The following is a 24608-nucleotide window of genomic DNA, read 5'->3' as shown; positions in this document are numbered from 1 at the left end:
ATATTACTCACCCGTTCGCCACTCGCCACCAGAGCAAGCTCCGTGCTGCCGTTCGACTTGCATGTGTAAGGCATGCCGCCAGCGTTCAATCTGAGCCAGGATCAAACTCTTCAGTTTAATCTCTGTTACTTTGCCCTTTTACAGGCACCATCATTGCTGATGGGTCGCTCACTCAAAAAACTGACAGGCCACTACTTGCGTAGCGCCTATTTCATTATTTCTTGTGAACATTTGATATTTTAAGTTTTACAGCAATCCGAAGATCGCTGCTGCACTTACATCAAACGCCCACACTTATCGACTGTTAATTGTTAAAGAACGGTATTCGGTGCTGCTTATTTACTGCTCTCGCGCTATGGACAAAGCGTTGTGTTTGTCAGCTGCGAAGAAGGAAGAGTATGAAGCTTTTTCAGCATTTCGTCACCCTTCTTTTTTCCCCGCCTCATTCAGCATTTGCATGCATCGTTCAGCGAGGGGGCGAATTATAGCCCTGCCACGCACGCCCTGCAAGGGCTAATTTGCAGTTGGGCAAATATTGCTGTGTGATATCGTAGCGCTGGCAATATCCTGCCGCATCCACCTTGACGCCCATGCCTATCCCACACATTACCCCCACCGCCAATCCCTCCCTGGCCAGTGCCCTTGAACATGCCATCAATAGCAAGACCAAGCCATTGGGCAGCCTCGGCATGCTGGAAATCCTGGCCCGTCAGATCGGCCTGATCCAGCAAAGCACACAGCTGGCGTTGCGCCAGCCTGCCATCATCGTTTTTGCGGCCGACCATGGCGTCGTCGCCGAAGGCATTTCTGCCTATCCACAAAGCGTGACCTGGCAAATGGTGGAAAACTTCCTCGGCAACGGCGCCGCCATCAATGTCTTTGCCCGTCAGTCCGATTGCGCCCTCTATATAGTAGATGCTGGCGTGAACCATGATTTCGGCCCACGCGACGGCTTGCTCGACCGCAAGCAAGGTCCCGGCACCCGCAACTTTGCCAAAGAAGCCGCCATGAGCAAGGAACAGTGCAGCGCCGCCATACAGGCGGGGATGGACCTGGCCGCCACGCTCGATGGCAATGTGCTGGGCTTTGGCGAAATGGGTATCGGTAACACCACCGCCGCCGCCACGCTGATGCACAAGCTGACAGGTACGCCCGTCGCCGATTGCGTCGGCGCCGGTACCGGCCTGTCCAAGGAAGGCATATTGCACAAGCAGCAGGTGATCGAAACGGCTGTCGCGCATCATGCGACAGTCCATGAGCCACTCGAGGTGCTGGCCACCTTCGGCGGTTTCGAAATCGCCATGATGGCCGGCGCCATGCTCAAAGCGGCCGAACGGCGCATGATCTTGCTGATCGATGGCTTCATCGTCAGCAGCGCCCTGCTGGTGGCGGCCCGTTTGCAGCCGGCCATCCTCGATTACTGCGTGTTTTCACACTGCTCCGATGAGAACGGCCACCGCCAGTTGCTGGCCAGCCTGGGTGCGCGCCCCCTGCTGCATCTCGATTTACGCCTCGGCGAAGGCACGGGTTCGGCGCTGGCCTTGCCGCTGCTGCACGCGGCCGTCAACTTCATGCGCGAGATGGCGACCTTCGCCTCGGCCCAGGTCAGCGAAAAGTCCATGCCAGACTAAGACCATGACCAATCCTGTTTCCGCCGCAGTCCGTCAGTGCCGTTTGTTCTTCATTGCGCTGCAGTTCTTCACGCGCCTGCCGATCCCGCGCTGGGTGGGTTTCGAGCCGGCCTGGCTGCAGCACGCCTCGCGCTATTTTCCGCTGGTCGGCGTGGTCGTGGCGGCCATTTCGGGCGCCGTGTATCTGCTGGCCAGCTGGCTCCTGCCTTCGGCGGTGGCCGTGCTGCTGGCCGTCGCCGCCGGCATTTATCTGACGGGCGCCTTCCATGAAGACGGCTTCGCCGACATGTGCGACGGCTTTGGCGGTGGGCTGACGCGCGAGCGGGTACTGGAAATCATGAAGGATTCGCGCATCGGCGCATATGGCGCCATCGGCATTGTCTGCCTGCTGGCCATCAAATGCACGGCGCTCGCTTCGCTGCCGCCTGCCACGGGGGTGGCGACATTATTCATCGCCCACCCGCTCTCGCGCCTGGCCGCCGTTTCGCTGATCTGGCTCATGGACTATGCGCGCGACGAAGGCAAGGCCAAGCCCATGGCGCAAGAAATGAGCACCGCTGAATTCATCATCGCCGCTACCGGCGGCCTGCTGCCCGTCGTCGTGTGCGGCGCCTTGGGGATATTTTACTGGGCCACGCTGGTCTTTGCCGTCGTGGCAGCGGCGGCGGCCGCTTTCTGGCTGGGCCGCAAATGCCAGCAGCGCCTGCAAGGCTATACAGGCGACTGCCTGGGCGGCGTACAGCAAGTAGCGGAAGTGGCAATCTATCTGGCCATCTTGTCCAGCTTCCAGCCTCCCGTGCGCTTCTATTAACATGCGACTGCTTTTAGTGCGCCACCCCGCACCGCAGGTGACCAGCGGCACCTGCTATGGCCGCAGCGACGTGGCGGTGGCGTCGCACGAAATGGCCTCGACGCGCGCCAGCCTGCAAGCAACGCTGCCGGCCGGCGTGCCGCTGTATGCCAGCCCGTTGCGTCGCTGCGCCGGCCTGGCGACAGCATTGGCGCAAGACTTGCCTTCCAGCGGCTTATACTTCGACGCGCGACTGGCCGAGATGGATTTCGGCGCGTGGGAAATGCAGCCCTGGCACGCGATTGCACGCGCGGACATCGATGCCTGGGCCGCCGATCTGGCCTGGTACCGTCCCGGCGGGGGTGAGAATGTGTTGGCGATGGCCGCCCGCGTGGATGCGTTTTTAGGCGATCTGTTGCGTGAACAACACGAAACGGCAGTCATCATCTGCCACGCGGGCACCATCCGCCTGCTGTCGGCACTGCAAGCCCGGCTGCCATTGGAGGAAACCGCCCTGCTGGCCGCCCGTTCCGCCCATAAAATCGCCTACGGCGCGACGGTCGTCGTCGATTTCTGATATCAAAGCGTCCAGCCAGCCATTTCAGTCTACGCCTGCTGCACGTATAATGGCGGGGTTTTGGTGCCCGCGCTCATGTCCATGAGCGCAGTTAAACGGGAAACACGATGCCGCGCCTGCGGCGAACGTGTGCTGCCCCCGCAACGGTAAGCAAGTGTCGCCCCTCCCGACAGGAAGCGGACGACAAGCTATCTCTGACAACCACTGTGCTTGCAATCATCGAGCATGGGAAGGTGGGATAGCCGTACTTGCCAGCCCGGATACCGGCCAGGACAGGTGGAAGTGTGCGAACGGGGATGTTCGCGATCCGAATGGCCCATGGCCATCTTCGATCGTCATCTTCAGTTCCCACTTCTGTTCAATCTGGCCTACGGGGACGTCGGCTGGTTGCATATTACTTACTGAAAATTATCATGACCCATGCTGTTTCCCGCCACGCGGCCCTCACGTCGCTCGCGCTAGCCATTGCCGCGCCTGCCGCTTTCGCTCAAGCCACGCCAGATACCTTCGATCCAATCGTCGTCACCGCCAGCCGCTACCCGCAGCACCTGAGCGAAGTATTGAGCGATACGCAGACCATCAGCTCGGAAGACATCGCGCGCTCAGGCGCCGGTACGCTGATCGACCTGCTGCAAAAGCAGCGCGGTATCGAAGTGACCCGCAATGGCGGCGCAGGCACCTCGGCCAGCGTGTTCATCCGCGGCGCGAACAGCAACCAGAATATCGTACTGGTCGATGGCGTGCGCATCGGCTCGTCTACCCTGGGCACGGCCAACTGGAGCGCCCTGCCCCTGTCAAGCATCGACCACGTTGAAATCGTCTACGGTCCGCTGAGCACCATGTATGGCGCCGATGCCATCGGCGGCGTGATCCAGATCTTCACCAAGAAAGGCGACGGCGCTACGCGCTTCTCTGCTTTCGCCGGTTACGGCAGCAACAACACGCGTCAGGCGGAAGCCAGCGTTGCCGGTTCGACGGGCGGCGTGAACAGCTTCAGCTACGCGCTGGCGGCAGGCAAGGAAAAATCGGATGGTTTCTCCGCATCCAAGCTGGGCGCCTCCTCGTTCACCTACAACCCGGACAAGGACGGCTACGACAAGGAAAACGTCAGCGGCCAGTTCGGCTACCAGATGGCCAAAGGCCATGAAGTTGGCCTGGTGTTCCTGAATAGCGAACTGAAATCCCAGTACGACGCCGGCCCGGGCTACGATGCACGCAGCAACCAGAAGCTGCAAAACGTCTCCATCTTCACCAAGAATGAATTCCTGCCAAAGTGGACCAGCGAACTGCGCTACGCGGAAGCGCGCGACAAGTCGGGCGATGACAGCAGCGCGGCATCGTATGGCAAAAGCCAGATCGACACCAAGCAGACCGACATCACCTGGCAAAACGACATCCGCATCGGCCGCGACAACCTGCAATTGCTGGCCAGCTACCGCGATGAAGACGTCATGTCGAGCAGCACGCCGGAAGTAACGGGCGCACGCAATACCAAGTCCTATGCAGCGGCATACAACATGGTACGCGGCGCGCACCTGTTCAATATCAGCGGCCGCCGCGACGACAACTCGGCATTCGGCTCGCACAACACGGGCAGCATCGCCTATGGCTACCGCATCAGTAATGCGCTGCGCGCCAACGCCAGCTACGGCACCAGCTTCCGCGCACCGACCTTCAATGAACTGTACTACCCGGGGTATGGCCTGGCATCGAACAAGCCGGAAACGGGCCGCAACGCGGAAATCGGCCTGCACTACAACGACGGCGTATCGCAAGCCAGCGCGACCTACTACCATAACAAGGTCACCGACCTGCTGGTCAATACCACGCCATGCCCGGACCCGCTGTTCAACGGCAGCTATGGTTGCGCCTACAACGTCAACAAAGCCCTGCTCGAAGGCGTGACTCTGGCGGCCAGCCGCAAGTTCGGCGCCTTCAATGTCAGTGGCAATATCGACCTGCAGGACCCACGCGATCAAACCAAGGACAAGCAGCTGCAGCGTCGTGCCAAGCAGCACGCCAATGTCGCCGTTGACTACACGCTGGGCGCGCTGACCTCGGGTGCCGAATGGCAGCTGTCGGGCAAACGCTACGACGATGCCGCCAACAAGAACATCCTTGGCGGCTATGGCCTGGTCAATCTGTACGCCACCTACCAGTTTGCTCCTGAGTGGTCGGTGCTGGCCCGCTGGAACAACATCGCCAACAAGAACTACGAACTGGCCCGTTTCTATGCCACGCCAGGCTCGAAAGTCTTCGTTGGCGTACGCTACGGCATGAAATAAGCACGTAGTAATGATGTAAGCTGCGGGCGATGGCATGCCGCCTTCGCCCGCAGATGCAGTTCTGCAGTCCCCGTTTTTAAGGCAGTACATGCACCCATTTTTCCGCAATATGCGCCACCGCGCCACCGTGATCCTCACGGTGCTGAGCGTGTGCGCAATTGCCAGCTTGATTTTCTCCGGCATGATCGGTTCGATCGCGATTCCGCTCGCCGACCTGCCTTCCGCCCTCTTCCATGTATTGCAAGGCAAGACCGATACCCTCGCCGCCACCCTGCTCGACCTGCGCCTGGGACGCGCACTGACCGCCTTTGTCACCGGCGCGGCGCTGTCGCTGGCCGGCGTCATGATGCAGGCCCTGTTGCGCAATCCGTTGGCCGACCCGTACGTGTTGGGCATTTCCGCCGGCGCTTCCGTCGGCGCGCTGGCCGCGCTGCTGTTCATGTGCGCGCTGTGGGTGGTCGACGCGGCGGCCTTTGCCGGCGCCGTCGGCGTGTCCATGCTGCTGTACTTCTTTGCCCGACGCGACCTGCGCGGCGGCACGGCGGCCGAAGGCGGCGCCTCGCTCTTGCTGCTGACGGGCGTGATCCTGGCCTCGGCCTGCATGGCCATTGTCACCCTGATGCTCTCGATTGCGCCGGAGAGCCGCTTGCGCAGCATGGTGTTCTGGATGATCGGCGACCTGGCCGGCGCGCCCGCGCGGCTGATGCCCTGGCTGGTCCTGGCGGGCGCCCTGGTCTTCGCCTTGCGCTGCGCGCGTTCGCTGAACGTCATGGCCCTGCACGCGGAAGCGGCCAGCACCCTGGGCGTGCGCGTAGGCGCGCTGCGCAAGGGCCTGTTCTTCTGTTCCGGCCTGCTCACGGCCAGCGCCGTCACCAGCGCCGGCAGCGTGGGTTTTGTCGGCCTGATCGTGCCGCATGCGCTGCGTTTCGCCTGCGGTCCCGATCACCGCCTGCTGATACCCGCTGCCGCGCTGGCCGGCGGCACCTTCCTCGTGCTGGCCGATACCCTGGCGCGCACCGTGCTGGCGCCCTTGCAATTGCCCGTCGGCGTGGTCACGGCCATGATAGGCGCGCCCGTCTTCCTGTACCAACTGCACCGATTACGCCGCACATGATACTTACTTACCAACTCGGCCTGAAAGCAGGCACGCGCTCCCTCGTGGAAAACCTCATCTGGCACATCAGGGATGGCGAATGCTGGAGCGTGATCGGCCGCAATGGCGCGGGCAAGAGCACCTTGCTGCGCGTGCTGGCCGGCTTGCGCGAACCGGATGCCGGCCACGTGACGATACAGGGCCGCGCCCTGGTCGACTGGCCAATCGAAGAACTGGCACGCGAACGGGCCTTCCTGGCGCAGGCGCGCCACGACGCGTTCTCCTACCGCGTCATCGAAACGGTGCTGTCGGCGCGCCATCCATATCACGACAACCATTACTGGGAAGGCAGCGACGACCAGCGCATCGCCCTGGCGGCGCTGGCCTCGATGGAAGTGGCGCACCTGGCCGAGCGCGACGTGCGCAGCCTGTCCGGCGGCGAGCGCCAGCGCGTGGCGATCGCCGCCATGCTGGCGCAGGATACGCCCCTGCTGCTGCTGGACGAGCCGGCCAATGCGCTGGACCTGGCGCACCAGGTCAGCGTCATAGGCCTGCTGTCGAAGCTGTGCCGCGAACAAAATAAAACCGTGGTGATGGTAGGCCATGACCTGAACCTGGCGCACAGCGTCTCGACCCATGCGCTGCTGCTGATGGGCGACGGCGGCTGGCTGGCCGGCTCCGTGGCCGAGGTGATGCAGGAATCCATCCTTGGCGACTACCTGGGCCACCCGATCGAGATCATAGCCCACGGCAAACGCAAGATATTCATACCCAAAGAGGATTAAACATGAGCGATAACATCAACGCGGACACCGCCGCTAATACCGCAGCTATAAATCAACGCCACCGCGTGCGCATGGAGCGCAAGAAGGCCATCATCGACGCGGCCATCGCCAAGGCCGACAAGGAAATCGGCATCATCATCGTCAACACGGGCAACGGCAAAGGCAAGAGTTCGAGCGGCTTCGGCATGGCCATCCGCGCCATGGGCCACGGCATGAAGGTGGGCGTGGTGCAGTTCATCAAGGGCGCCATGTCGACGGGCGAAGAAAAATTCCTGCGCCGCTTCCCCGATGAAATCAGCTTTCATGCGATGGGCGAAGGCTATACCTGGGAAACGCAGAACCGCGAACGCAACATCGAAAAAGCCGAACTGGCATGGGAGCAGGCGAAAACCTTCCTGGCCGACCCCAGCTACGGCCTGGTGCTGTTCGACGAACTCAATATCGCCCTCAAATACAACTACCTCGACGTGCATCAAGTCATCGCCGACCTGCTGGAACGCCCGGCCATGCAGCACGTGGTCATCACGGGCCGCGGCGCACCGGACGAATTGATCGCCATCGCCGACACCGTCACCGAAATGGCCGTCGTCAAGCATGCGTATGCGGCCGGCATCGGGGCGCAACTCGGCACCGAGTGGTAACAGTGCCATGACGCGCACCCTGGTCTTCGGCGGCGCCCGTTCGGGCAAGAGCGCCCATGCGGAAAAGCTGGCCCGCGAGTCGGGCAAGGAAATCGTCTACATCGCCACCGCGCAGGCGGGCGACGGCGAAATGGCCACGCGCATCGCGCATCACCGGGTACAGCGCCCGGCCGAGTGGGCGACACTGGAAGAAGCGCTGCGCCTGGGCGACGCCATCCTGCGGGAAGCACGGCCCGGGCGCCTGCTGCTGGTCGACTGCCTGACCTTATGGCTGACGAACCTGATGTTTTCCAGCGGCGAGACGTATCCGGACGTGGGCGACATCGCCCTGCCAGAACTGTTCCACAGCGAACGCGCGCACCTGCTGTACGCGCTGGCAGAAATCGGCGATACCGCTTGTGACCTCGTGCTGGTATCGAACGAAGTGGGCATGGGCATCGTGCCGTACGGCGCCATCTCGCGCTGCTTCACCGATGAAGCGGGACGCCTGAACCAGGCCGTGGCGGCCGTGTGCGACCGGGCCGTGTTTGTCGCCGCCGGCCTGCCGCTATACTTGAAAGGCGCTCCATGCTGAGCGGCTTGTCGCTGCCCCTGCTGGCAGGCTTGATGACGGCTGGCGTACTGCTCGACCTGATCCTGGGCGAGACGCGCCGCTGGCATCCGCTGGTGGGCTTTGGCCGCCTCGCCAGCGCGCTCGAACGCCTGCTGAACCGGGGCCGTGGGCGTTTTCTGCGCGGGGCGCTGGCGTGGTCGCTGGCCGTGCTGCCGATCAGCTATGCCGCCTGGTGGCTGTGCGGCCTGGCCGGTGCCGCACTCCACGTTTTCCTGCTGTATCTATGTCTGGGCTTGCGCAGCCTGCGCGACCACAATCAGCCGATCGCCGATGCCCTGGCCATGGATGACCTGGACAACGCGCGCCTGCTGACGGCACGCATCGTCAGCCGCGACACGGCCAACGCCGATGCGGCCAGCCTGGCCAAGGCCAGCACGGAATCCCTGCTGGAAAACGGCAACGACGCCGTCTTCGGCACCCTGTTCTGGTTTGCCGTGGCGGGCGGCCCCGGCGCCGTGCTATTCAGGCTGGCGAATACGCTCGACGCCATGTGGGGCTACCGCAATGCACGCTATGACTGGTTCGGCTGCTGCGCCGCGCGCATCGACGACCTATTGAATTACCTGCCGGCGCGCCTGACGGCCCTGTCCTATGTCTTGCTGGGCAAGACCATGGCCGACAAGCGGCGCGCCTGGCACTGCTGGCGCAGCCAGGCGCCAAACTGGGGCAGCCCGAACGCGGGGCCCGTGATGGCCAGCGGCGCCGGCGCCCTGGGCCTGGCCTTGGGTGGCGACGCTATCTACGACGGTGCGCTGGAACGCCGCCCGCCTCTGGGCGCCGGCCGTCCCGCCGAAGCGCGCGATATCGACCGCGCCTGGCGCCTGGTGGCCGAAACGGCCGTGCTGTGGCTGATCTGGGTGGCGCTGCTGGCCGGGCTGTACTACCTGCGGGGGAAATATCTTGCTTGAACATGGCGGCAAGCTGCGCGACGCCGCGCGCGAGTATGGACGACCCGTGGCCGACTGGATCGACCTGTCGACGGGCATCAACCCGCACTGGTATGCAGCGCCAGCACCCGACGCCAATGCCTGGCACCGGCTACCGGAAGCCGATCCCGCGTTGGCGGCCGCTGCCTGCGCCTACTACAACGCACCGGCCATGCTGCCGGTTGCAGGCACGCAGGCGGCCATCCAGGCCCTGCCCCGGCTGCGCGCACTGTCGCGCGTGGTGGTGGCCGCACCCTCGTATGCGGAACACGCGCACCACTGGGGCCAGCACGGCCACGCACTACGCCAAGTGCCGTATGCACAATTGGCCGATGCCGTCGACCAGTGCGACGTGCTGGTCGTCTGCAACCCGAACAACCCCACGGGCGAGCGCATCGCGCCCGAGATATTGCTGGAGTGGGCAGGCCAGCTGGCAGCGCGCGGCGGCTGGCTGGTAGTCGATGAAGCGTTTGGCGACACGGAAACACACGCCAGCCTCGCTCCGCACACAGCGCAGCCGGGACTGATCGTGCTGCGCTCGGTCGGCAAATTCTTCGGCCTGGCGGGACTGCGCCTGGGCTTTGTCGCCGCCCATCCCGCGCTACTGGCCCGGCTGGCCGACATGCTGGGGCCGTGGACCGTCAGCGGCCCGGCGCAGCAAGTGGCCCTAGCCGCGCTGACCGACGCGCGCTGGCAGGATGCGATGCGCCTGCGCCTGCGCGTAGAAGGCGAACGCCTGCGCCAGCTGCTCGCCAGCCACGGCATCGCCAGCGGCGGTTGCGCGCTGTTTCAATGGTGGCCGGAAGAAGACGCCGAAGCCTTCTGGCACCACATGGCGCAGCAGGGCATCTGGGTGCGCCTGTTCCGCCACGCCGCCTACGGCATCCGCCTGGGTTTGCCGCCGAACGAAGACGCCTGGCTCCAACTGGAACAGGCACTCACCACATGGAAGAAGCTATGAACCACTTGAAAACAGCACTGCTGCTGGCCGGCTTGATCTCGCTGCAGGCGCATGCCGCCATCACCGTGCGCGATGACGACGGCAATACCGTCACCGTGGCCAAGCCGGCGCAGCGCATCCTGGCGCTGGCGCCGCACGTCACGGAGCTGCTGTTCGCAGCCGGTGGCGGCGACAGGATCGCCGGTGTCGTCAGCTATAGCGACTATCCGGAAGCGGCCAAAAAAATCCCGCAAGTGGGCGACAACCGCCAGTACGACATGGAGCGCATCATCGCCATGAAGCCGGACCTGATCGTCGTGTGGATGCATGGCAGCGCCGAGCGCCAGATCGCCATGCTGCGCCAGCTGAAGGTGCCGATTTATCACAGCGAGCCGCGCAAGCTGGCTGACATCCCGGACAGCATGGAGCGCCTGGGCCAGCTGATGGGCACGGAAAAAGTCGCCAAGCCGGCCGCCGCGCAGCTGCGCACCAAACTGGCCAGCCTGACGGCTCAGTATGCGCAGCGCCCGCCCGTGCGCGTGTTTTACCAGGTGTGGGATAAACCCTTGTACACCTTGAGCGGCGCGAGCATCATCAGCGACTCCATGCGCCTGTGCGGCGCGCAGAATATCTTTGCCGCGATGAAGGTGGTGGCGCCCGTCGTCACGCCGGAAGGCGTGCTGCAGGAAGACCCGGAAGTCATTTTCGGCACCAGCGAAAAGAGCGATCCACGCAGCGAAGGGGGCCTGGCCATGTGGCGCGCCTTCCCGTCGATGACGGCCGTGCGCAAGAATAATCTGTTTCGCCTGAATGGCGACCTGCTGAACCGCGCCGGCCCGCGCATGATCGAAGGCACGGCCGCCATGTGTGAACAGCTTGAAGTAGCCCGCCAGCGCCGCAGCGCTCCCACAGCCAAGACGGCGCTATGAGTCACTACCAGCGCATCGCCTGTTTGTCAACGGAAGCCGTGGAAACGCTGTATGCGCTGGGTGCGCAAGACGTCATCGCGGGCATTTCCGGCTTCACCGTGCGCCCGCCGCGGGCACGCGAGGAAAAAACCAAGATCAGCGGTTTTTCCTCCGCTGACCTGGCACGCATCCTGGTCGTCCAGCCCGACCTCGTGATCGGCTTTTGCGACATGCAGGCCGATATCTGCCGCGACCTGGTCAAGGCCGGCATCGAAGTGCACCAGTTCAACCAGCGCACGGTGGAGGGCATCCTGCGCATGATCGCCATACTGGCCGCGCTGGTGCAGCGCGAGGACGCCGGCCGCGAACTGATCGCCAGCCTGCGCGCGGACATCGCAGCCGCGCGGGCCCGCGCCGCAGACTGGTCGCGCAAGCCCGTGATTTACTTTGAAAAGTGGAATGATCCCCTGATGAGCGGCATCGGCTGGGCGGCGGAATTGATCGACATCGCCGGCGGCACGGACGCCTTTCCGGAATTGTCCGTTCATCCGGGCGCGAAGGAACGCATCATCGCCGATTCCCATGATGTGGTCGCACGCGCGCCCGACATCATCATCGCCAGCTGGTGCGGCAAGAAATTCCAGCCGGCGCAACTGGCGGCGCGCCCGGGCTGGAATGCGATTCCCGCCGTGAAAAACCAGATGCTGTTCGAGATCAAGTCGCCCGACATTCTTTCGCCCGGTCCGGCCGCCATCACAGAGGGGTTACGCCAGATCAGCGACATCATCTCAGCCTGGCAGGAGCAGCAGACATGAAGCCTCCCTTCCCCGCCCTGATGGTGCAGGGCACGACGTCCGACGCCGGCAAGAGCACCGTCGTCGCGGCCCTGTGCCGATTGTTGAAGCGCCGTGGCGTGACGGTCGCGCCATTCAAGCCGCAAAACATGGCCTTGAATAGCGCGGTGACGAGCGACGGCGGCGAGATCGGCCGCGCGCAAGCCCTGCAGGCGCTGGCCTGCGGCATTGCGCCGCACACGGACATGAATCCGGTGCTGCTGAAGCCTTCATCGAACACGGGCGCGCAAGTGATCATCCAGGGCAAGGTGCGCGCCGAGATGGATGCGCGCGATTACCAGCAATACAAGAGCATCGCCATGGGCGCCGTGCTCGAATCGTATGCGCGCCTGCGCCAGCAATACGCCGCCGTCATCGTCGAAGGCGCGGGCAGCCCCGCCGAAGTCAATCTGCGCGCGCGCGACATCGCCAACATGGGCTTTGCCGAAGCCGTCGACTGCCCTGTGATCCTGGTGGCAGACATCGACCGGGGCGGCGTCTTCGCGCACATCATCGGCACCCTGGCCTGCCTGTCCGACAGCGAGCGTGCGCGCATCCTCGGCTTCGTCATCAACCGCTTCCGCGGCGATATCTCCCTGCTACAACCCGGCATCGAGTGGCTGGAACGGCAGACGGGCAAGCCCGTGCTGGCCGTGCTGCCCTATCTGCAAGGCTTGTTCCTCGATGCGGAAGACGCCGTGGAAGCCATGCAGGCAGAACGCGGCGCCTTCAAGGTGCTGGTGCCGCAACTGCCGCGCATCAGCAACCACACGGATGTCGACGCGCTGCGCGCCCACCCCGATATCGACCTGCAATTCATCCAACAGGGACAAGCAATTCCGCCGGCGGACCTGGTGATCCTGCCCGGCAGCAAGAACACGCGCGGCGACCTGGCCTGGCTGCAGCAGCAGGGCTGGCCCGCTTACCTGGCGAAACACCTGCGCTATGGCGGCAAGGTGCTGGGCATCTGCGGCGGCTTCCAGATGCTGGGCCTGAGCGTGTGCGACCCGCTGGGCGTGGAAGGGGGTGCTGGAGAATCGAAGGCACTCGGCCTGCTCGATATGCTGACTGAACTGACGGCGAAAAAGCGCCTGCAACAGGTGGCCGGCCACTGCGCGTTTGCCGGCGCCGACGATGCGCCCGTGGCAGGCTATGAAATCCACATGGGCGTCTCGCAGGGCGCCGCCCTGCGGCAGCCGGCGTTCATGATCGATGGACGGCCGGAAGGGGCCGTATCGGGTGACGGGCAAATCCTGGGCAGCTATTTGCACGGCATGTTCGACACGCCCGCCGCATGTTCGGCGCTGCTGCGCTGGGCGGGGCTGGACTCCGGACACACGGTGGACACCGCCGCCCTGCGCGAGGCCAGCCTGGAGCGCATCGCGGACGCGGCGCTGCCCTTGCTGGCCGCCCTGGAGCAAATCAAAAGCTAGCGACTATTTTTTCAGGCACATGCCCATGTACGACCGGTCGGTCGAAAACTCGATCGCCATGCTCGACGTTTGGCCGCCACGATGGTGCCCACGCGCATGACGTTTTCCTGGTTGCGGCTGTAGCGGTCGATGAACAGCGCCAGCCCACGGTCCCACGCGTGCACATGCACGATGCCGAAGTCCTGGCCACCCTGGCGGGATACGAGCAAGCCATTCTTTGCATCCTTGATCAGGGTCAGGTAGGGCCGAACAGGCGCCCTGGGCATCGAAAACACCGCCATGGCACAGTTGGGCCGTTCCGTCGGCGACGATCTTGAGACTGCCTTTCGGATGGAAACGGTCAGCACCGTTCGCTGCATTGCGCATGGCGCCCAGGAAAATATAGCTGCCGGCCAGCTTGGCTACATCGCTGACGGCATAAGCCGTACCGCTGACGGTCGAGACAATATTACCCAATTTGATATTGCCTGACAGAAGACGCGTGCGCGCATCGACGGTGACGCTGAAATCCGTTGCCATGTAGGTGGTGAAATTGCCGGTAGTGGTCGCGCTGAACGTGCCGCTGCGGTCGCTCAAGCCGAACTGTGTCGACAGCACGCGAAACGTAAATGCATTTTTCATGTGGTGTGACTTTCGAAGAAAGAAGAGGCCGGAGCTGCCAGAAAACACCTGCTAGCCTTGCCCGCAATCTATTGTCATGGAACAAATGCTCCATGGACTCTGCCCCCGGCACGCTGCCAGAATGGACGGCGCCGGCGGCACGCCTACGCCATTTATGTGACAATTCGTCGTACTGTCGGCTCCGTTTCTCCTCCTCAGGCTCGCACCCATGACCAGTTCCCCGATTAAAAGCTACCTTCCCTGGGTGGTTGCCACCGCCCTGTTCATGGAGCAACTCGACTCCACCATCGTCAACACCGCCATCCCCGCCATGGCCGCCAGCCTCAACGTGACGCCGCTCAGCCTGAAGGCCGTCGTCACCAGCTATATTCTGAGCCTGGCCGTGTGCATCCCCATCAGCGGCTGGATGGCCGACCGCTTCGGCACGCGGCGCGTGTTTTCCGCCGCTGTTGCCATCTTTACCATCGCCTCCATCCTGTGCGGCCTATCGGTGAATGCCCCCATGCTGGTGGCCGCGCGCCTGCTGCAAGGAGTGGGCGCGGCCATGATGATGCCGGTAGGCAGGCTCACCATCATCCGTACGTTTCCCAAATCGCAATTACTGGCGGCCATGAATTTTGTCATCATCCCCGCCCTGATCGGGCCCCTGCTGGGGCCCACGGTGGGAGGCTTGATCGTGCACTGGCTGTCCTGGCGCGAGATTTTCTTTGTCAACGTGCCCGTGGGCCTGGCGGCGCTGTACCTGGCGCACCGCTACATGCCCGATTACTACGGCGACAAACCCCGTCCGCTGGACCTGATCGGCCTGGTGCTGTTCGGCACGGGCATCGCGCTGCTATCCTGGCTGCTGGAAATTTTTGGCGAGCACAAGATCGACCCCACCTCGGCGGCCGTGCTGCTGTTCATTTCCATCAGCCTGCTGGCCGCGTACGCCTGGCATTCGAGCGCAGTGCTGCACCCGTTGCTGCGTCTGACCCTGTTCAAGATCCGTACCTTCCGCGTTTCCGTGGTGGGCGGCTTTGTTACACGCCTGGGCGTGGGCGGACTGCCCTTCCTGCTGCCGCTGCTGTACCAGCTGGGTCTGGGCTTGCCCGCCTGGCAATCGGGCTTGCTGATGATGCCGTCGGCGGCCGCCGCCATGGGCATGAAATTCATTTCCGCCCGCGTACTGGCCCGCTTCGGCTACCGCCAGGTGCTGATCGTCAACACTGTGCTGATCGGCATCACCATTGCCATGTTTTCGCAGGTGGGCGCGGGCACGTCCCTGTACGTGATCGTCGCCATCAGCCTGTGCATGGGCTTTTTCAATTCGCTGCAATTTTCCAGCATGAACACCATCGCGTATGCCGATGTCGACAAGGCCGACTCCAGCATGGCCAGCACCATCGCCAGCTCAATGCAGCAACTGTCGATGAGCTTTGGCCTGGCCTTCGGTTCACTGATCACGGGCTGGTACCTGGGCGACATGCCGCAGTCGGACCGCAGCATGCTCAGCACCGCACTGCACCACGCCTTCCTCACCCTGGCCGCCCTGACGGTGCTGTCCTCGCTGACATTCTGGACCTTGCGCCGCGACGATGGCGAAAGCATCAGCAAGGGCACCGACAGCGACGAGGAAGATGCAGCCGACGTGAAGGCCCAGGCCCTGGTACAGACGGAAGTACAAAGCACAAAAGGCTGAGCCAGATCAAGCTTGCCTCCAGCGCGGCTGGTGCTTTTTCCTGACACTGCTACCGTGACGGCAGGAGGTGCGCATGGCAACCGAGCGGCGGTTTGCATGGAAGGGCACGGACCGCCATGGCAAGGCGGTCGATGGCATCTTGCGCGCCGCCGATGCCGCCGCTGCCGGCCTGGTCTTGCGGCGCCAGGGCATCCTAGCTACCAGGGTGCAGGCGGCGCGCGCGGCGCCCGGCAAGGCCATCGCGCACAAGGATATCGCGCTGTTCACGCGCCAGCTGTCGACCATGATGGCGGCCGGCGTACCGCTGCTGCATGCCTTCGACATCGCCGGCAAGGGCCACGCCAAACCCGCCGTCACCGAGCTGATGCGCGACTTGCGCCACGACATCGAAGCGGGCAGCAGCCTGCAGCAGGCATTCCGCCAGTTTCCCCTGCTGTTTGACGAGCTGTATTGCAAACTGCTGGCGGCCGGCGAGCAGGCCGGCATCGTGCAGGACTTGCTGGCGCGCCTGGCCACGCACCAGGAAAAAGCCATCGCCCTGCGGCGACAGGTGCGCGGTGCGCTGATGTATCCGCTGGCCATCGTGCTCGTCGCCATCGCTGTCACTGCCATCATCATGAGCGTGGTCGTGCCCGCCTTCCGCCAGGTATTCGACAGCTTCGGTGCGCCCTTGCCGCTGCCCACCCTGCTCGTCATGGGCGTGTCCGCCTTTCTCGTGCGCTACTGGCTGGCCTTGCTGGCGGCGCTCATGCTGGCCTGGCTGCTATCGTACCTGGCCTGGCGCCGCTGGCCGGCCTTGCGGCGCAACATGCAACTGCGGGCATTGCGCCTGCCCGTGTTCGGCCCGCTCCTGCGCAAGGCGGCGATTGCCCGCTGGACGCGCACCCTGGCCGCCATGTTTGCCGCCGGCGTGCCGCTGCTCGACTCGCTCGGCCTGGTGGGCGCCGCCTCCGGCCACGCGCTATACCAGGAAGCGACGACGCGCATCGAACGTGAAATCCGCGCCGGCGGCAGCCTGGCCCTGGCGATGGAGCACAGCGCCGTGTTTCCCCCGCTGCTGACGCAACTGGCCCTGATCGGCGAGGAATCGGGCGCGCTCGACGCCATGCTGTCGCGCGCGGCCGAGATCATTGAAGCGAAGATAGACAGCACGGTGACCATCCTGTCGTCGCTGCTGGAACCGGCGCTGATAGCGGTGCTGGGCGTGCTGGTGGGCGCCCTCGTGATCGCCTTGTATCTGCCGATTTTCAAGCTGGGCGCCGTGATTTGACTGATCGCCCTGCGCAAAACATTCCCATGCGCTGGCAGATGTTTTACACTGCGGCAGTGCCAGGCAATGTTTGCGCGGCAACATTCACCACCTCTGACCAATCCACCATGCTGCAAGATACCCTGCTGTTCGCCGCGCCCGGCAATCTGCCCGTCGCCCTCGTCGCCGCCCTGTTCGGCCTGATCGTCGGCAGCTTCCTCAACGTGGTGATCCTCCGCGTGCCGAAAATGATGCAGCGCGAATCCGATAATTATGTGGCGCAAGAAAGCGGCTTGCCCTTGCCCCACACAGACCGCTACAACCTGATGCTGCCGCACTCGCACTGCACCGCTTGCGGCCACCGCATCACGGCCATGGAAAACATTCCCGTCATCAGCTACCTGCTGCTGCGCGGTAAGTGCAGTGCCTGCCAAGCGCCCATCTCCGTGCGCTATCCGCTGGTGGAGCTGCTGACGGCTGCACTATCGGCCATCTTGATCTGGCACTTCGGCAGCGGCTGGACGGGCCTGGCCACGCTCGTGTTTGCCTGGCTGCTGATCGCCATGACCTTCATCGATGCCGATACGCAAATGCTGCCGGACGACCTCACCTTCCCCCTGCTGTGGGCGGGCTTGCTGGTCAATATCAATGGCACCTTCGTGCCGCTGCAAGACGCCGTCATCGGCGCGGCCGCCGGCTACCTGGCTTTGTGGGCCGTGTACTGGGCCTTCAAGCTGGCGACAGGCAAGGAGGGAATGGGCTATGGTGACTTCAAATTGCTGGCGGCGCTGGGTGCCTGGCTGGGCTGGACCATGTTGCCGACGATCATATTGTTGTCGTCGCTGGTCGGCGCCGTAGTCGGCATCGGCCTGATCGTCTTCGCCAAGCGAGGGCGCGACAAACCCATTCCGTTCGGCCCCTACCTGGCGGCGGCGGGTCTGATCGCCCTGCTGTACGGCACGCCCCTGGCGCGCCTCACGCTGGGCCTGACCGGCTGACCGGCGCAGCACCGCGCACCTTATGGAAAAACACATGCAACGACAAAACGTCCCTTATTTCAGCGTGGGTCTCACCGGCGGCATCGGTTGCGGCAAGAGCACCGTGGCCGATCTGTTCGCCGCGCGCGGCGCCTCCATCGTCGACACCGACCAGATCGCCCACAGCCTGACGGCGCCGAATGGCGCCGCCATGCCTGCCCTGGTGGCGCAATTTGGCCCGGACTACGCCGATGCGCACGGCGCCCTCGACCGTACAAAAATGCGCAAGCTCGTGTTTTCCGACGCCAAGGCCAAGGCCAGACTGGAAGCCATCCTGCATCCGCGCATCCGCCAGGCCACCCTGGCGGCGGCCGCCGAAGCGACGGGCAGCTATGTGATATTCGCCGTGCCCCTGCTCGTCGAGTCCGGCGGATGGGTGGAGCGCGTCAACCGCGTGCTGGTCATCGATTGCCTGGAAAGCCTGCAAGTGTCGCGCGTGATGGCACGCAATGGCTTATCGGAAGAACAAGTCAAAGCCATCATGGCCACGCAAGCCACGCGGGCCATGCGCCTGGCGGCGGCGGACGATGTGATCGACAACCATGGCGATTTGGCCGCCCTGGCGCCGCAGATTGCCCAGTTGCACGATTTATATCTGGCATTTTCAAAAAGAATGGCCGGAATCGGGCTGCAACGTTTGTAATTTGTCGACGCTTGGTTCAAAATCACGGGATTGTTTGCAGGTCCTTACTTAAGGGAATTATTTTGATTGTCTACGAATACCCTTTCAACGAACGCATTCGTACCTTGTTGCGGCTGGAAGACCTGTACGACAAATTCAAGTTCTTCATCCAGCAAGAGCATGCAATGCAGCACCATGTTGCCTTGGCAACCATTTTCGACATGCTCGAAGTGGCCGGCCGCGCCGACCTGAAGTCCGACCTGCTGCAGGAACTCGAGCGCCAGCGCCAAAGCCTGCTGGGCTACCGCAGCAATCCGAATGTGGAGCCGGAAACCCTGGACGCCATCCTCGGTGAACTCGACAGTGTCAGCGGTGCCCTGGTAGCGGCGCAGGGCAAGACGGGGCAGAATATCCGCGACAATGAATGGCTGATGAGCATCCGCGGCCGCACCATCATCCCCGGCGGCGCCTGCGAATTCGACTTGCCTTCCTACTTTGCCTGGCAAAAACGCAGTTCCGAGCAGCGCCTGACCGATATCCATGCCTGGTTTGCCCCGCTAGCGCCCCTGTTCGATGCGCTGGCCCTGGTATTGCGCCTGCTGCGCGATTCCGGCGGCCCCGTTAAACTGATCGCCAATGGCGGCAGCTACCAGCAAATGCTGCAAGGCAAGGTATACCAGATGCTCCGACTGAGCCTGGATGAAAACAGCGGCGCCATCCCGGAAATTTCCGCCAACAAATATATGCTGTGGGTACGCTTCACTACCCAGGGTGGCGACTTGAAACCCAAGCCACTGGAAGAAGATGTCCCGTTCGAGCTGACGCTCTGTAATTTTTAACTGTTACTTATTTTCCCCATCATGACCGTCGTTAACTGCCCTACCTGTGCCGCCAAAGTCGAGTGGACTGAAGCCAACAAATTCCGCCCCTTCTGCTCGGAACGCTGCAAGCAAATCGACCTGGGTGCCTGGGCCGAAGAAAAATACACGATCCCCGCTGCCGATCCGTTTGAAGATCCTCTCGCAGACGAAGACAACAAGCCCCAGTAATCCTCAGATAAACGGATTTTCCAGGCGCAGCCCCTGCGCCACGAAACCGTCGAGCCGGCCGCTGACCACCGTCAAGCCATAGGCGATACCCATCGCCGCGATCTGTCCATCCACGCCGTGCGTGTGGCCGCGCGCATGCAGGAGCGCCCACACTAGCGCGCAATCGAGGTCGAATTCCAGCAGCTGCGGCGCATACTCTGCCAACACGGCTTCCAGCCAGCCTTCCAGCGCCAGTGCTTCCAGCACCGCTTCGCGCCGCCAGCTGCGCTGTAAGCCTGCGCGCAACTGCGCGATTACCTGTACCGGCACATAGCGCGCCTCAGGCGCCACCCGCTCGAAAAAGGCGCTCACGCCCGCCGGTGCAGCGCCTCCCTTGCGCGCTGCAACGATCACATCCGTATCGACCAGGTAAGCGTCCATGCTAGCTCAGGAACGGTGTGCGAAATCCACATCCGGCCCCACGTCGGGCATGTTGCGCAAAATATCGTCGAGCGGGCGCTTCGGCAGCGGCCGCAAGGCGTTGCGCAGGATGTCGCGGTGCTCCTCTTCGATGCTGCGCCCATGCGCGCGGGCACGCTTGTGCAGCGCGGCGAGCAACAATTCATCGGTATCGCTAAAGGTCAGTGTCAGCGGCATGCGAGACTCCCCGGTGCTTGATGCAAGCACTGTAGCGCAAAGCAGCGCCAATGCAAGGAAAGCAGGAGGAAAGCTTGCGCCAGCGCGCAGCATGGCGCTGCCAGCCGGCACCAGATCAGGCAGGCGCCAGGGATTCCCGGCGTACCTCGTCGAGCCATTCCAGCAGGGGAATGGTGGCAGGCAGCAAGGGTTCCACGCCGACCGTGCCCTGCCAGGCGAACGCCTGCCCTTCCAGGCTTTGCGGCTCGCCCCGCCATTCGCGGCTGATATAAAAATGCAGGCGCACATGGGCGTGCGGATACACATATTCGACGCCGCACCAGGCCTCGGCGCTGTCGATATACAAGCCCAGTTCCTCGACAAACTCGCGTTTCAAGGCATCAAAAATGGCTTCGCCCGGTTCGACTTTACCGCCAGGAAATTCCCAATAGCCGTCATACGGCTTGCCGGCCGGGCGCTGGCCCAGCAGCACGTCGCCATTCGGCTTCATCAGGATGCCGACGGCCACGTCCACCGGTTTCACTTTCACTTCGCTCATTGCGGCAACTTTCCCGCAGGTAGTTTCCCAGCATAATCGCGCGCGAATTGCCAGGCGACCCGGCCCGAGCGCGAACCGCGCTGCAAGGCCCAGCGCAGGGCGTCGCCGCGCGCTGCCGCGATCTGCTCCGGGGTGCAGCCGAAGGAAGCGAGCCAGTGGGCGGCGATATCGAGATAATCGTCCTGCTTGAACGGGTAAAACGACAGCCACAGGCCGAAGCGCTCGGACAGCGAGATTTTCTCTTCCACCGTCTCGCCAGGATGCAAATCGCCATCGTCGTCCGTCTTGTAGCTGGTATTGTCGGACATGCGTTCCGGCATCAGGTGACGTCGGTTCGACGTGGCATAGATCAGCACATTGTCCGATTGCGCGGCGATGCTGCCATCGAGCGCCACTTTCAGCGCCTTGTAGCCGCTCTCGCCCTCTTCGAACGACAGGTCATCGCAAAAAATGATGAAGCGCTCGGGACGCGCCGCCACCAGGTCGACGATGTCAGGCAAGTCGGCCAGGTCTGCTTTATCCACTTCGATCAGGCGCAAGCCCTGGCTGGCGAACTGGTTCAGGCACGCCTTGATCAGGGAAGACTTGCCCGTGCCGCGCGCGCCCGTCAGCAGCACGTTATTGGCCGGACGTCCGCCGACGAACTGGCGCGTGTTCTGCTCGATCTGCGCTTTTTGCGTGCCGATATTGTGCAAGTCATCCAAAGCGATGGACGACACGTGGGCCACGGCCTGCAAATAAGCTGCTGCGCCCTGGCGCCGGCGCCAGCGGAAGGCAAAGCTGTTCCAGTCCGGCGTGGGGACCGCCTGCGGCAGGATCGACTCCACGCGCGCCAGCAAGCTTTCCGCGCGCAGCAGGAATTGATCGAGGCCGGTCATGAGCGGTAGTCGGCGTTGATCGACACGTAGTCATGCGACAGGTCGCACGTCCACAGGGTGGCCGTGGCAGCGCCGCGCGCCAGCTTCACGCGGATGGTGATTTCGCTTTGCTGCATCACGCGCTGGCCATCCTGCTCCTGGTAGTCCGGGTTGCGGCCGCCATTCTTGGCCACCCACACGTCGTCCAGGTACAGGTTCAGCTGGCCCACGTCCAGGTCGTCCACGCCCGCATAGCCGATGGCGGCCAGGATGCGGCCCAGGTTCGGGTCCGACGCGAAGAAGGCCGTTTTCACCAGTGGCGAATGGGCGATGGAATAGGCGATCTTGCGGCACTCTTCCACGTTACGGCCGTCTTCCACGGTGACGGTCATGAACTTGGTCGCGCCTTCGCCGTCACGCACGATGGCTTGCGCCAGGAAGGTCGACAGTTCGGTGACGGCAGCGGCCAGTTCCGCATAGTGCGGTGTATCGATCGAATCGATGACCAGGCTGCCGGCGCCCGTGGCCACCAGCATGAACGAGTCATTGGTGGATGTATCGCCGTCGATGGTAATGCAGTTGAACGATTTGTCTGCCGCCTGCTTCACCAGCTGGTCCAGCACGGGCTGGGCCACGGTGGCGTCAAACGCCAAAAAGCCCAGCATGGTGGCCATGTTCGGCTTGATCATGCCGGCGCCCTTGCTGATGCCCGTCAGGGTCACCGCATGGCCACCGATGGTGAGCGTGCGCGAACCGGCTTTCGGCTGCGTGTCGGTGGTCATGATGGCTTCGGCGGCCGAGAACCAGTTGTCCGAAGTCAGCGCAGCCACGGCTTGCGGCAAGCCGGCCACCAGGCGCTGCACGGGCAAGGGTTCGAGGATCACGCCGGTGGAAAACGGCAGGATCTGCTGCGGCGTACAGCCCAGCAGCTCGGCCAGCGCGGCGCAGCTGGCCTGCGCATCGGCCAGGCCCGATTCGCCCGTGCCCGCATTCGCGTTGCCCGTATTGACCAGCAGCGCGCGGATAGGCGCGGCACCTGCCGTCACGACGGCCAGGTTGGCTTTCGAAATTTGCACGGGCGCCGCGCAGAAGCGGTTCAGGGTGAACACGCCAGCCACGGTGGCCGTCGGCGCCAGTTTCAATACCAGCAAATCCTTGCGGTTGGGTTTCTTGATGCCGGCTTCGGCAACACCGATTTCAATGCCGGCGACGGCTTTCAAGTCGGCGGCGACGGGCTTGGGAGAATTGACGGCCATGGTGATTTCTTCTGCGAGGGAAAAGGGAAGCGCTATTGTAGCGCCTTCGCGGCGCCGTTGAACATACGGCAAATGAATAGTCGCAACGGCCCCGGCTGCGCCGAAGCGGGTCGGCAGCGTGGCCAGGTTTGCGATTTATCAGAACCATGCCACCTGGCGGCGCTAAGGTAGGGGCATGGACGATGGTGATTCATGCCATCGCACCGGCCAGAGAGGATGTCATGGCGCAAGCTCAGTCAAACCGAATGCAGCACAGCGATGCGGGTCTGTCATGCCTGTTGCGTCTGTTATGCCTGTTTTGCCTGCTGGCCTGGTTGACGGCCTGTACGGTGCAGGATGGCGTGGCGTACCGTCTGGACGGCGACTCTGCCGAACTGGCATCTGAAGCGCCGCCTGCCGAGGTAGCGCAGCCATCGACGATCAGGCCGTCGGGCAGCGCATGGTCGGGCATGGGTGGCTTGCTGAGCAACCTCGGCAATCTGGTCGGCAGCACCGGCAGCGGCGGCACGCTGACGTCCGGCAACGAGACTGCGCCAGTCGGCGCCATGCACGTCACCGTGTATTACGCCACCGACAGGCAATACCAGCCCCGCAGCCATAATTATGGCGGGCAGCCCAACCGCGCGGCGCCCTACCTCAGCTATGGCAGCGTCGTGGTGAGCATCCCTGAAAAAAGAGCGCCGGGCGAACTGCCGTTGCCGCCCTGGTACGCCATCCTGTCCAGCAATAATGCGCAAAAATATGTGTTGATCAAGGGAGCCACGCGCCTGTCGCGCACGGATTTTCTCGCCACCGTCAAGGCCAGGATACAGGCTGCCCCGGAACGGCAGGCGGCGTTCATCTACATCCATGGCTACAGCAACTCGTTTGACGACGCGGCCCGGCGCACGGCGCAGATGGCAGTCGACCTCGATATCGGCGCCCTGCCCGTGTTTTACAGCTGGCCGTCGAAAGGCACCTTGGCTGGCTATGAATACGACCAGAATTCGGCCGAATGGACGCAGGCGCACCTGCAGGCCTTCCTGGCCGACTTCGCGGAACATTCTTCCGCCACGGATATCTACCTCATCGCCCACAGCATGGGCAACCGCCCGATGACCGTGGCCCTGGCCAACCTGCTGGAAAAACGCCCCGACCTGCTACCCCTGTTCAAGCAGGTCGTGCTGGCGGCGCCGGACATCAATGCCGATGTCTTCCGCGACCAGATCGCCCCCCGTTTTGCCAGCCTCAAGCTCCCCACCACCCTGTACGCGTCCGCGAACGACAAGGCCATCCGCGCTTCCTACACCTTTGCCGACTGGGACAGGATAGGCGACATCCGCGGCCCCGTCGTCGGCATCCCCGGCATGGAACTCGTCGATGCCTCGACCGTCATCATGAACTTCATGGGACACGATTACTTCGCCAGCAACCGCCTCTTGCTGACCGATATCGCCACCATGATCAAGACGGGGCAACGGGCAAGGAACCGTGGCGGCTTGAAAGGCATTCCGTCGCAGGCGCCGCAATACTGGGCATTTCCCTGAACACATGAACACGCAGCTCATGCCATCGCGGACATAAAAAAACGGAGACCGCGGTCTCCGTTTTTTGTTCAAGCTGTCAAA

Annotated in this window: 26 protein-coding genes, 1 rRNA gene and 1 riboswitch; of the genes, 20 read left to right on the top strand and 7 right to left on the bottom strand. The window is 63.2% G+C overall.

Translation table 11 applies throughout. The features are described 5' to 3' along the window. A 16S ribosomal RNA gene (locus tag CSZ94_RS03330) occupies positions 1 to 117 on the bottom strand; the annotation flags it as partial. Between the two features lie 473 nt (positions 118 to 590). On the opposite strand from CSZ94_RS03330, the gene cobT reads away from it, so the two are divergent. The 13 genes from cobT (at position 591) to CSZ94_RS03265 (ending at position 13455) form a co-directional block, all read left to right on the top strand. Then, a complete protein-coding gene (gene cobT, locus CSZ94_RS03325) occupies positions 591 to 1631 on the top strand; it encodes a nicotinate-nucleotide--dimethylbenzimidazole phosphoribosyltransferase (protein WP_102120192.1) in 1041 nt (346 codons plus the stop codon). Positions 1632 to 1635: 4 nt separating this feature from the next. Beyond that, complete coding sequence (locus CSZ94_RS03320) at positions 1636 to 2442, top strand: adenosylcobinamide-GDP ribazoletransferase (protein ID WP_102120191.1); 807 nt, start codon at positions 1636 to 1638, stop codon at positions 2440 to 2442. A 1-nt stretch (position 2443) separates the two neighbouring features. Then, complete coding sequence (locus tag CSZ94_RS03315) at positions 2444 to 2998, top strand: histidine phosphatase family protein (protein WP_102120190.1); 555 nt, start codon at positions 2444 to 2446, stop codon at positions 2996 to 2998. A 44-nt stretch (positions 2999 to 3042) separates the two neighbouring features. Further along, a riboswitch (cobalamin riboswitch) is annotated at positions 3043 to 3284 on the top strand. 127 nt (positions 3285 to 3411) lie between these two features. Further along, positions 3412 to 5283: a TonB-dependent receptor domain-containing protein gene (locus CSZ94_RS03310; protein ID WP_102120189.1), complete on the top strand. Its 1872-nt coding sequence runs from the start codon at positions 3412 to 3414 to the stop codon at positions 5281 to 5283. Between the two features lie 88 nt (positions 5284 to 5371). Next, entirely contained in the window at positions 5372 to 6397 is a 1026-nt protein-coding gene (locus CSZ94_RS03305; protein WP_102120188.1) for a FecCD family ABC transporter permease, read from the top strand. After that, a complete protein-coding gene (locus tag CSZ94_RS03300) occupies positions 6394 to 7161 on the top strand; it encodes an ABC transporter ATP-binding protein (protein WP_102120187.1) in 768 nt (255 codons plus the stop codon). Before CSZ94_RS03305 ends, CSZ94_RS03300 begins: the two co-directional genes overlap by 4 nt. Before the next feature lie 2 nt (positions 7162 to 7163). Then, positions 7164 to 7802, top strand: coding sequence for a cob(I)yrinic acid a,c-diamide adenosyltransferase (cobO, locus tag CSZ94_RS03295; protein WP_102120186.1), 639 nt, complete (start codon positions 7164 to 7166; stop codon positions 7800 to 7802). 7 nt (positions 7803 to 7809) lie between these two features. Further along, a complete protein-coding gene (cobU, locus tag CSZ94_RS03290) occupies positions 7810 to 8376 on the top strand; it encodes a bifunctional adenosylcobinamide kinase/adenosylcobinamide-phosphate guanylyltransferase (protein ID WP_102120185.1) in 567 nt (188 codons plus the stop codon). Further along, entirely contained in the window at positions 8370 to 9323 is a 954-nt protein-coding gene (cbiB, locus tag CSZ94_RS03285; RefSeq protein WP_102120184.1) for an adenosylcobinamide-phosphate synthase CbiB, read from the top strand. The genes cobU and cbiB overlap by 7 nt, the downstream gene beginning before the upstream one ends. After that, positions 9316 to 10302 (top strand): threonine-phosphate decarboxylase CobD, encoded by a 987-nt coding sequence (gene cobD, locus CSZ94_RS03280; protein ID WP_102120183.1) that lies wholly within the window; start codon positions 9316 to 9318, stop codon positions 10300 to 10302. Before cbiB ends, cobD begins: the two co-directional genes overlap by 8 nt. Next, positions 10299 to 11210: a cobalamin-binding protein gene (locus tag CSZ94_RS03275; protein WP_102120182.1), complete on the top strand. Its 912-nt coding sequence runs from the start codon at positions 10299 to 10301 to the stop codon at positions 11208 to 11210. Before cobD ends, CSZ94_RS03275 begins: the two co-directional genes overlap by 4 nt. Beyond that, positions 11207 to 12004, top strand: coding sequence for an ABC transporter substrate-binding protein (locus CSZ94_RS03270; RefSeq protein WP_102120181.1), 798 nt, complete (start codon positions 11207 to 11209; stop codon positions 12002 to 12004). The genes CSZ94_RS03275 and CSZ94_RS03270 overlap by 4 nt, the downstream gene beginning before the upstream one ends. Then, positions 12001 to 13455 carry a cobyric acid synthase gene (locus tag CSZ94_RS03265; RefSeq protein WP_102120180.1) on the top strand — a complete coding sequence of 485 codons (1455 nt, stop codon included), beginning with the start codon at positions 12001 to 12003 and terminating at the stop codon, positions 13453 to 13455. The genes CSZ94_RS03270 and CSZ94_RS03265 overlap by 4 nt, the downstream gene beginning before the upstream one ends. 3 nt (positions 13456 to 13458) lie before the next feature. On the opposite strand, the gene CSZ94_RS27510 is transcribed toward CSZ94_RS03265, so the two are convergent. After that, a complete protein-coding gene (locus CSZ94_RS27510) occupies positions 13459 to 14076 on the bottom strand; it encodes a hypothetical protein (protein ID WP_146009724.1) in 618 nt (205 codons plus the stop codon). 208 nt (positions 14077 to 14284) lie between these two features. Here CSZ94_RS27510 and CSZ94_RS03250 point away from each other — a divergent pair, with 208 nt between their 5' ends. The 6 genes from CSZ94_RS03250 to yacG all read left to right on the top strand — a co-directional run bounded on the left by CSZ94_RS03250 (position 14285) and on the right by yacG (position 19714). Next, complete coding sequence (locus CSZ94_RS03250) at positions 14285 to 15757, top strand: DHA2 family efflux MFS transporter permease subunit (protein WP_258000748.1); 1473 nt, start codon at positions 14285 to 14287, stop codon at positions 15755 to 15757. A 73-nt stretch (positions 15758 to 15830) separates the two neighbouring features. Further along, positions 15831 to 17027 (top strand): type II secretion system F family protein, encoded by a 1197-nt coding sequence (locus CSZ94_RS03245; RefSeq protein ID WP_102120177.1) that lies wholly within the window; start codon positions 15831 to 15833, stop codon positions 17025 to 17027. Between the two features lie 107 nt (positions 17028 to 17134). Then, positions 17135 to 18004, top strand: a complete 870-nt coding sequence (locus tag CSZ94_RS03240; RefSeq protein ID WP_102120176.1) for a prepilin peptidase — start codon at positions 17135 to 17137, stop codon at positions 18002 to 18004. A 34-nt stretch (positions 18005 to 18038) separates the two neighbouring features. Further along, positions 18039 to 18686 carry a dephospho-CoA kinase gene (gene coaE / locus CSZ94_RS03235; RefSeq protein ID WP_102120175.1) on the top strand — a complete coding sequence of 216 codons (648 nt, stop codon included), beginning with the start codon at positions 18039 to 18041 and terminating at the stop codon, positions 18684 to 18686. Between the two features lie 62 nt (positions 18687 to 18748). Then, positions 18749 to 19504 carry a cell division protein ZapD gene (gene zapD, locus CSZ94_RS03230; protein WP_034748811.1) on the top strand — a complete coding sequence of 252 codons (756 nt, stop codon included), beginning with the start codon at positions 18749 to 18751 and terminating at the stop codon, positions 19502 to 19504. An 18-nt stretch (positions 19505 to 19522) separates the two neighbouring features. Further along, positions 19523 to 19714 carry a DNA gyrase inhibitor YacG gene (gene yacG / locus CSZ94_RS03225; RefSeq protein ID WP_034748814.1) on the top strand — a complete coding sequence of 64 codons (192 nt, stop codon included), beginning with the start codon at positions 19523 to 19525 and terminating at the stop codon, positions 19712 to 19714. 3 nt (positions 19715 to 19717) lie between these two features. On the opposite strand, the gene CSZ94_RS03220 is transcribed toward yacG, so the two are convergent. From CSZ94_RS03220 to argJ, 5 genes are all read right to left on the bottom strand, one after another. Next, complete coding sequence (locus CSZ94_RS03220; RefSeq protein WP_102120174.1) at positions 19718 to 20134, bottom strand: VapC toxin family PIN domain ribonuclease; 417 nt, start codon at positions 20132 to 20134, stop codon at positions 19718 to 19720. Positions 20135 to 20140: 6 nt separating this feature from the next. Beyond that, complete coding sequence (locus CSZ94_RS03215; protein ID WP_102120173.1) at positions 20141 to 20350, bottom strand: FitA-like ribbon-helix-helix domain-containing protein; 210 nt, start codon at positions 20348 to 20350, stop codon at positions 20141 to 20143. 115 nt (positions 20351 to 20465) lie between these two features. Beyond that, positions 20466 to 20888 carry an NUDIX domain-containing protein gene (locus tag CSZ94_RS03210; RefSeq protein ID WP_102120172.1) on the bottom strand — a complete coding sequence of 141 codons (423 nt, stop codon included), beginning with the start codon at positions 20886 to 20888 and terminating at the stop codon, positions 20466 to 20468. After that, positions 20885 to 21766: an ATP-binding protein gene (locus CSZ94_RS03205; protein ID WP_102120171.1), complete on the bottom strand. Its 882-nt coding sequence runs from the start codon at positions 21764 to 21766 to the stop codon at positions 20885 to 20887. Before CSZ94_RS03205 ends, CSZ94_RS03210 begins: the two co-directional genes overlap by 4 nt. Continuing rightward, a complete protein-coding gene (gene argJ / locus CSZ94_RS03200; RefSeq protein ID WP_102120170.1) occupies positions 21763 to 23001 on the bottom strand; it encodes a bifunctional glutamate N-acetyltransferase/amino-acid acetyltransferase ArgJ in 1239 nt (412 codons plus the stop codon). Before argJ ends, CSZ94_RS03205 begins: the two co-directional genes overlap by 4 nt. Before the next feature lie 245 nt (positions 23002 to 23246). On the opposite strand from argJ, the gene CSZ94_RS03195 reads away from it, so the two are divergent. Then, positions 23247 to 24527, top strand: coding sequence for an alpha/beta hydrolase (locus CSZ94_RS03195; RefSeq protein ID WP_180977343.1), 1281 nt, complete (start codon positions 23247 to 23249; stop codon positions 24525 to 24527). The last annotated feature ends 81 nt before the right edge of the window (positions 24528 to 24608 follow it).

Origin of the sequence: Janthinobacterium sp. ROICE36 (genome assembly GCF_002869965.1) — a bacterium.
Lineage (GTDB): Bacteria > Pseudomonadota > Gammaproteobacteria > Burkholderiales > Burkholderiaceae_D > Janthinobacterium.
This window is presented reverse-complemented; position numbering and strand designations above follow the sequence as displayed.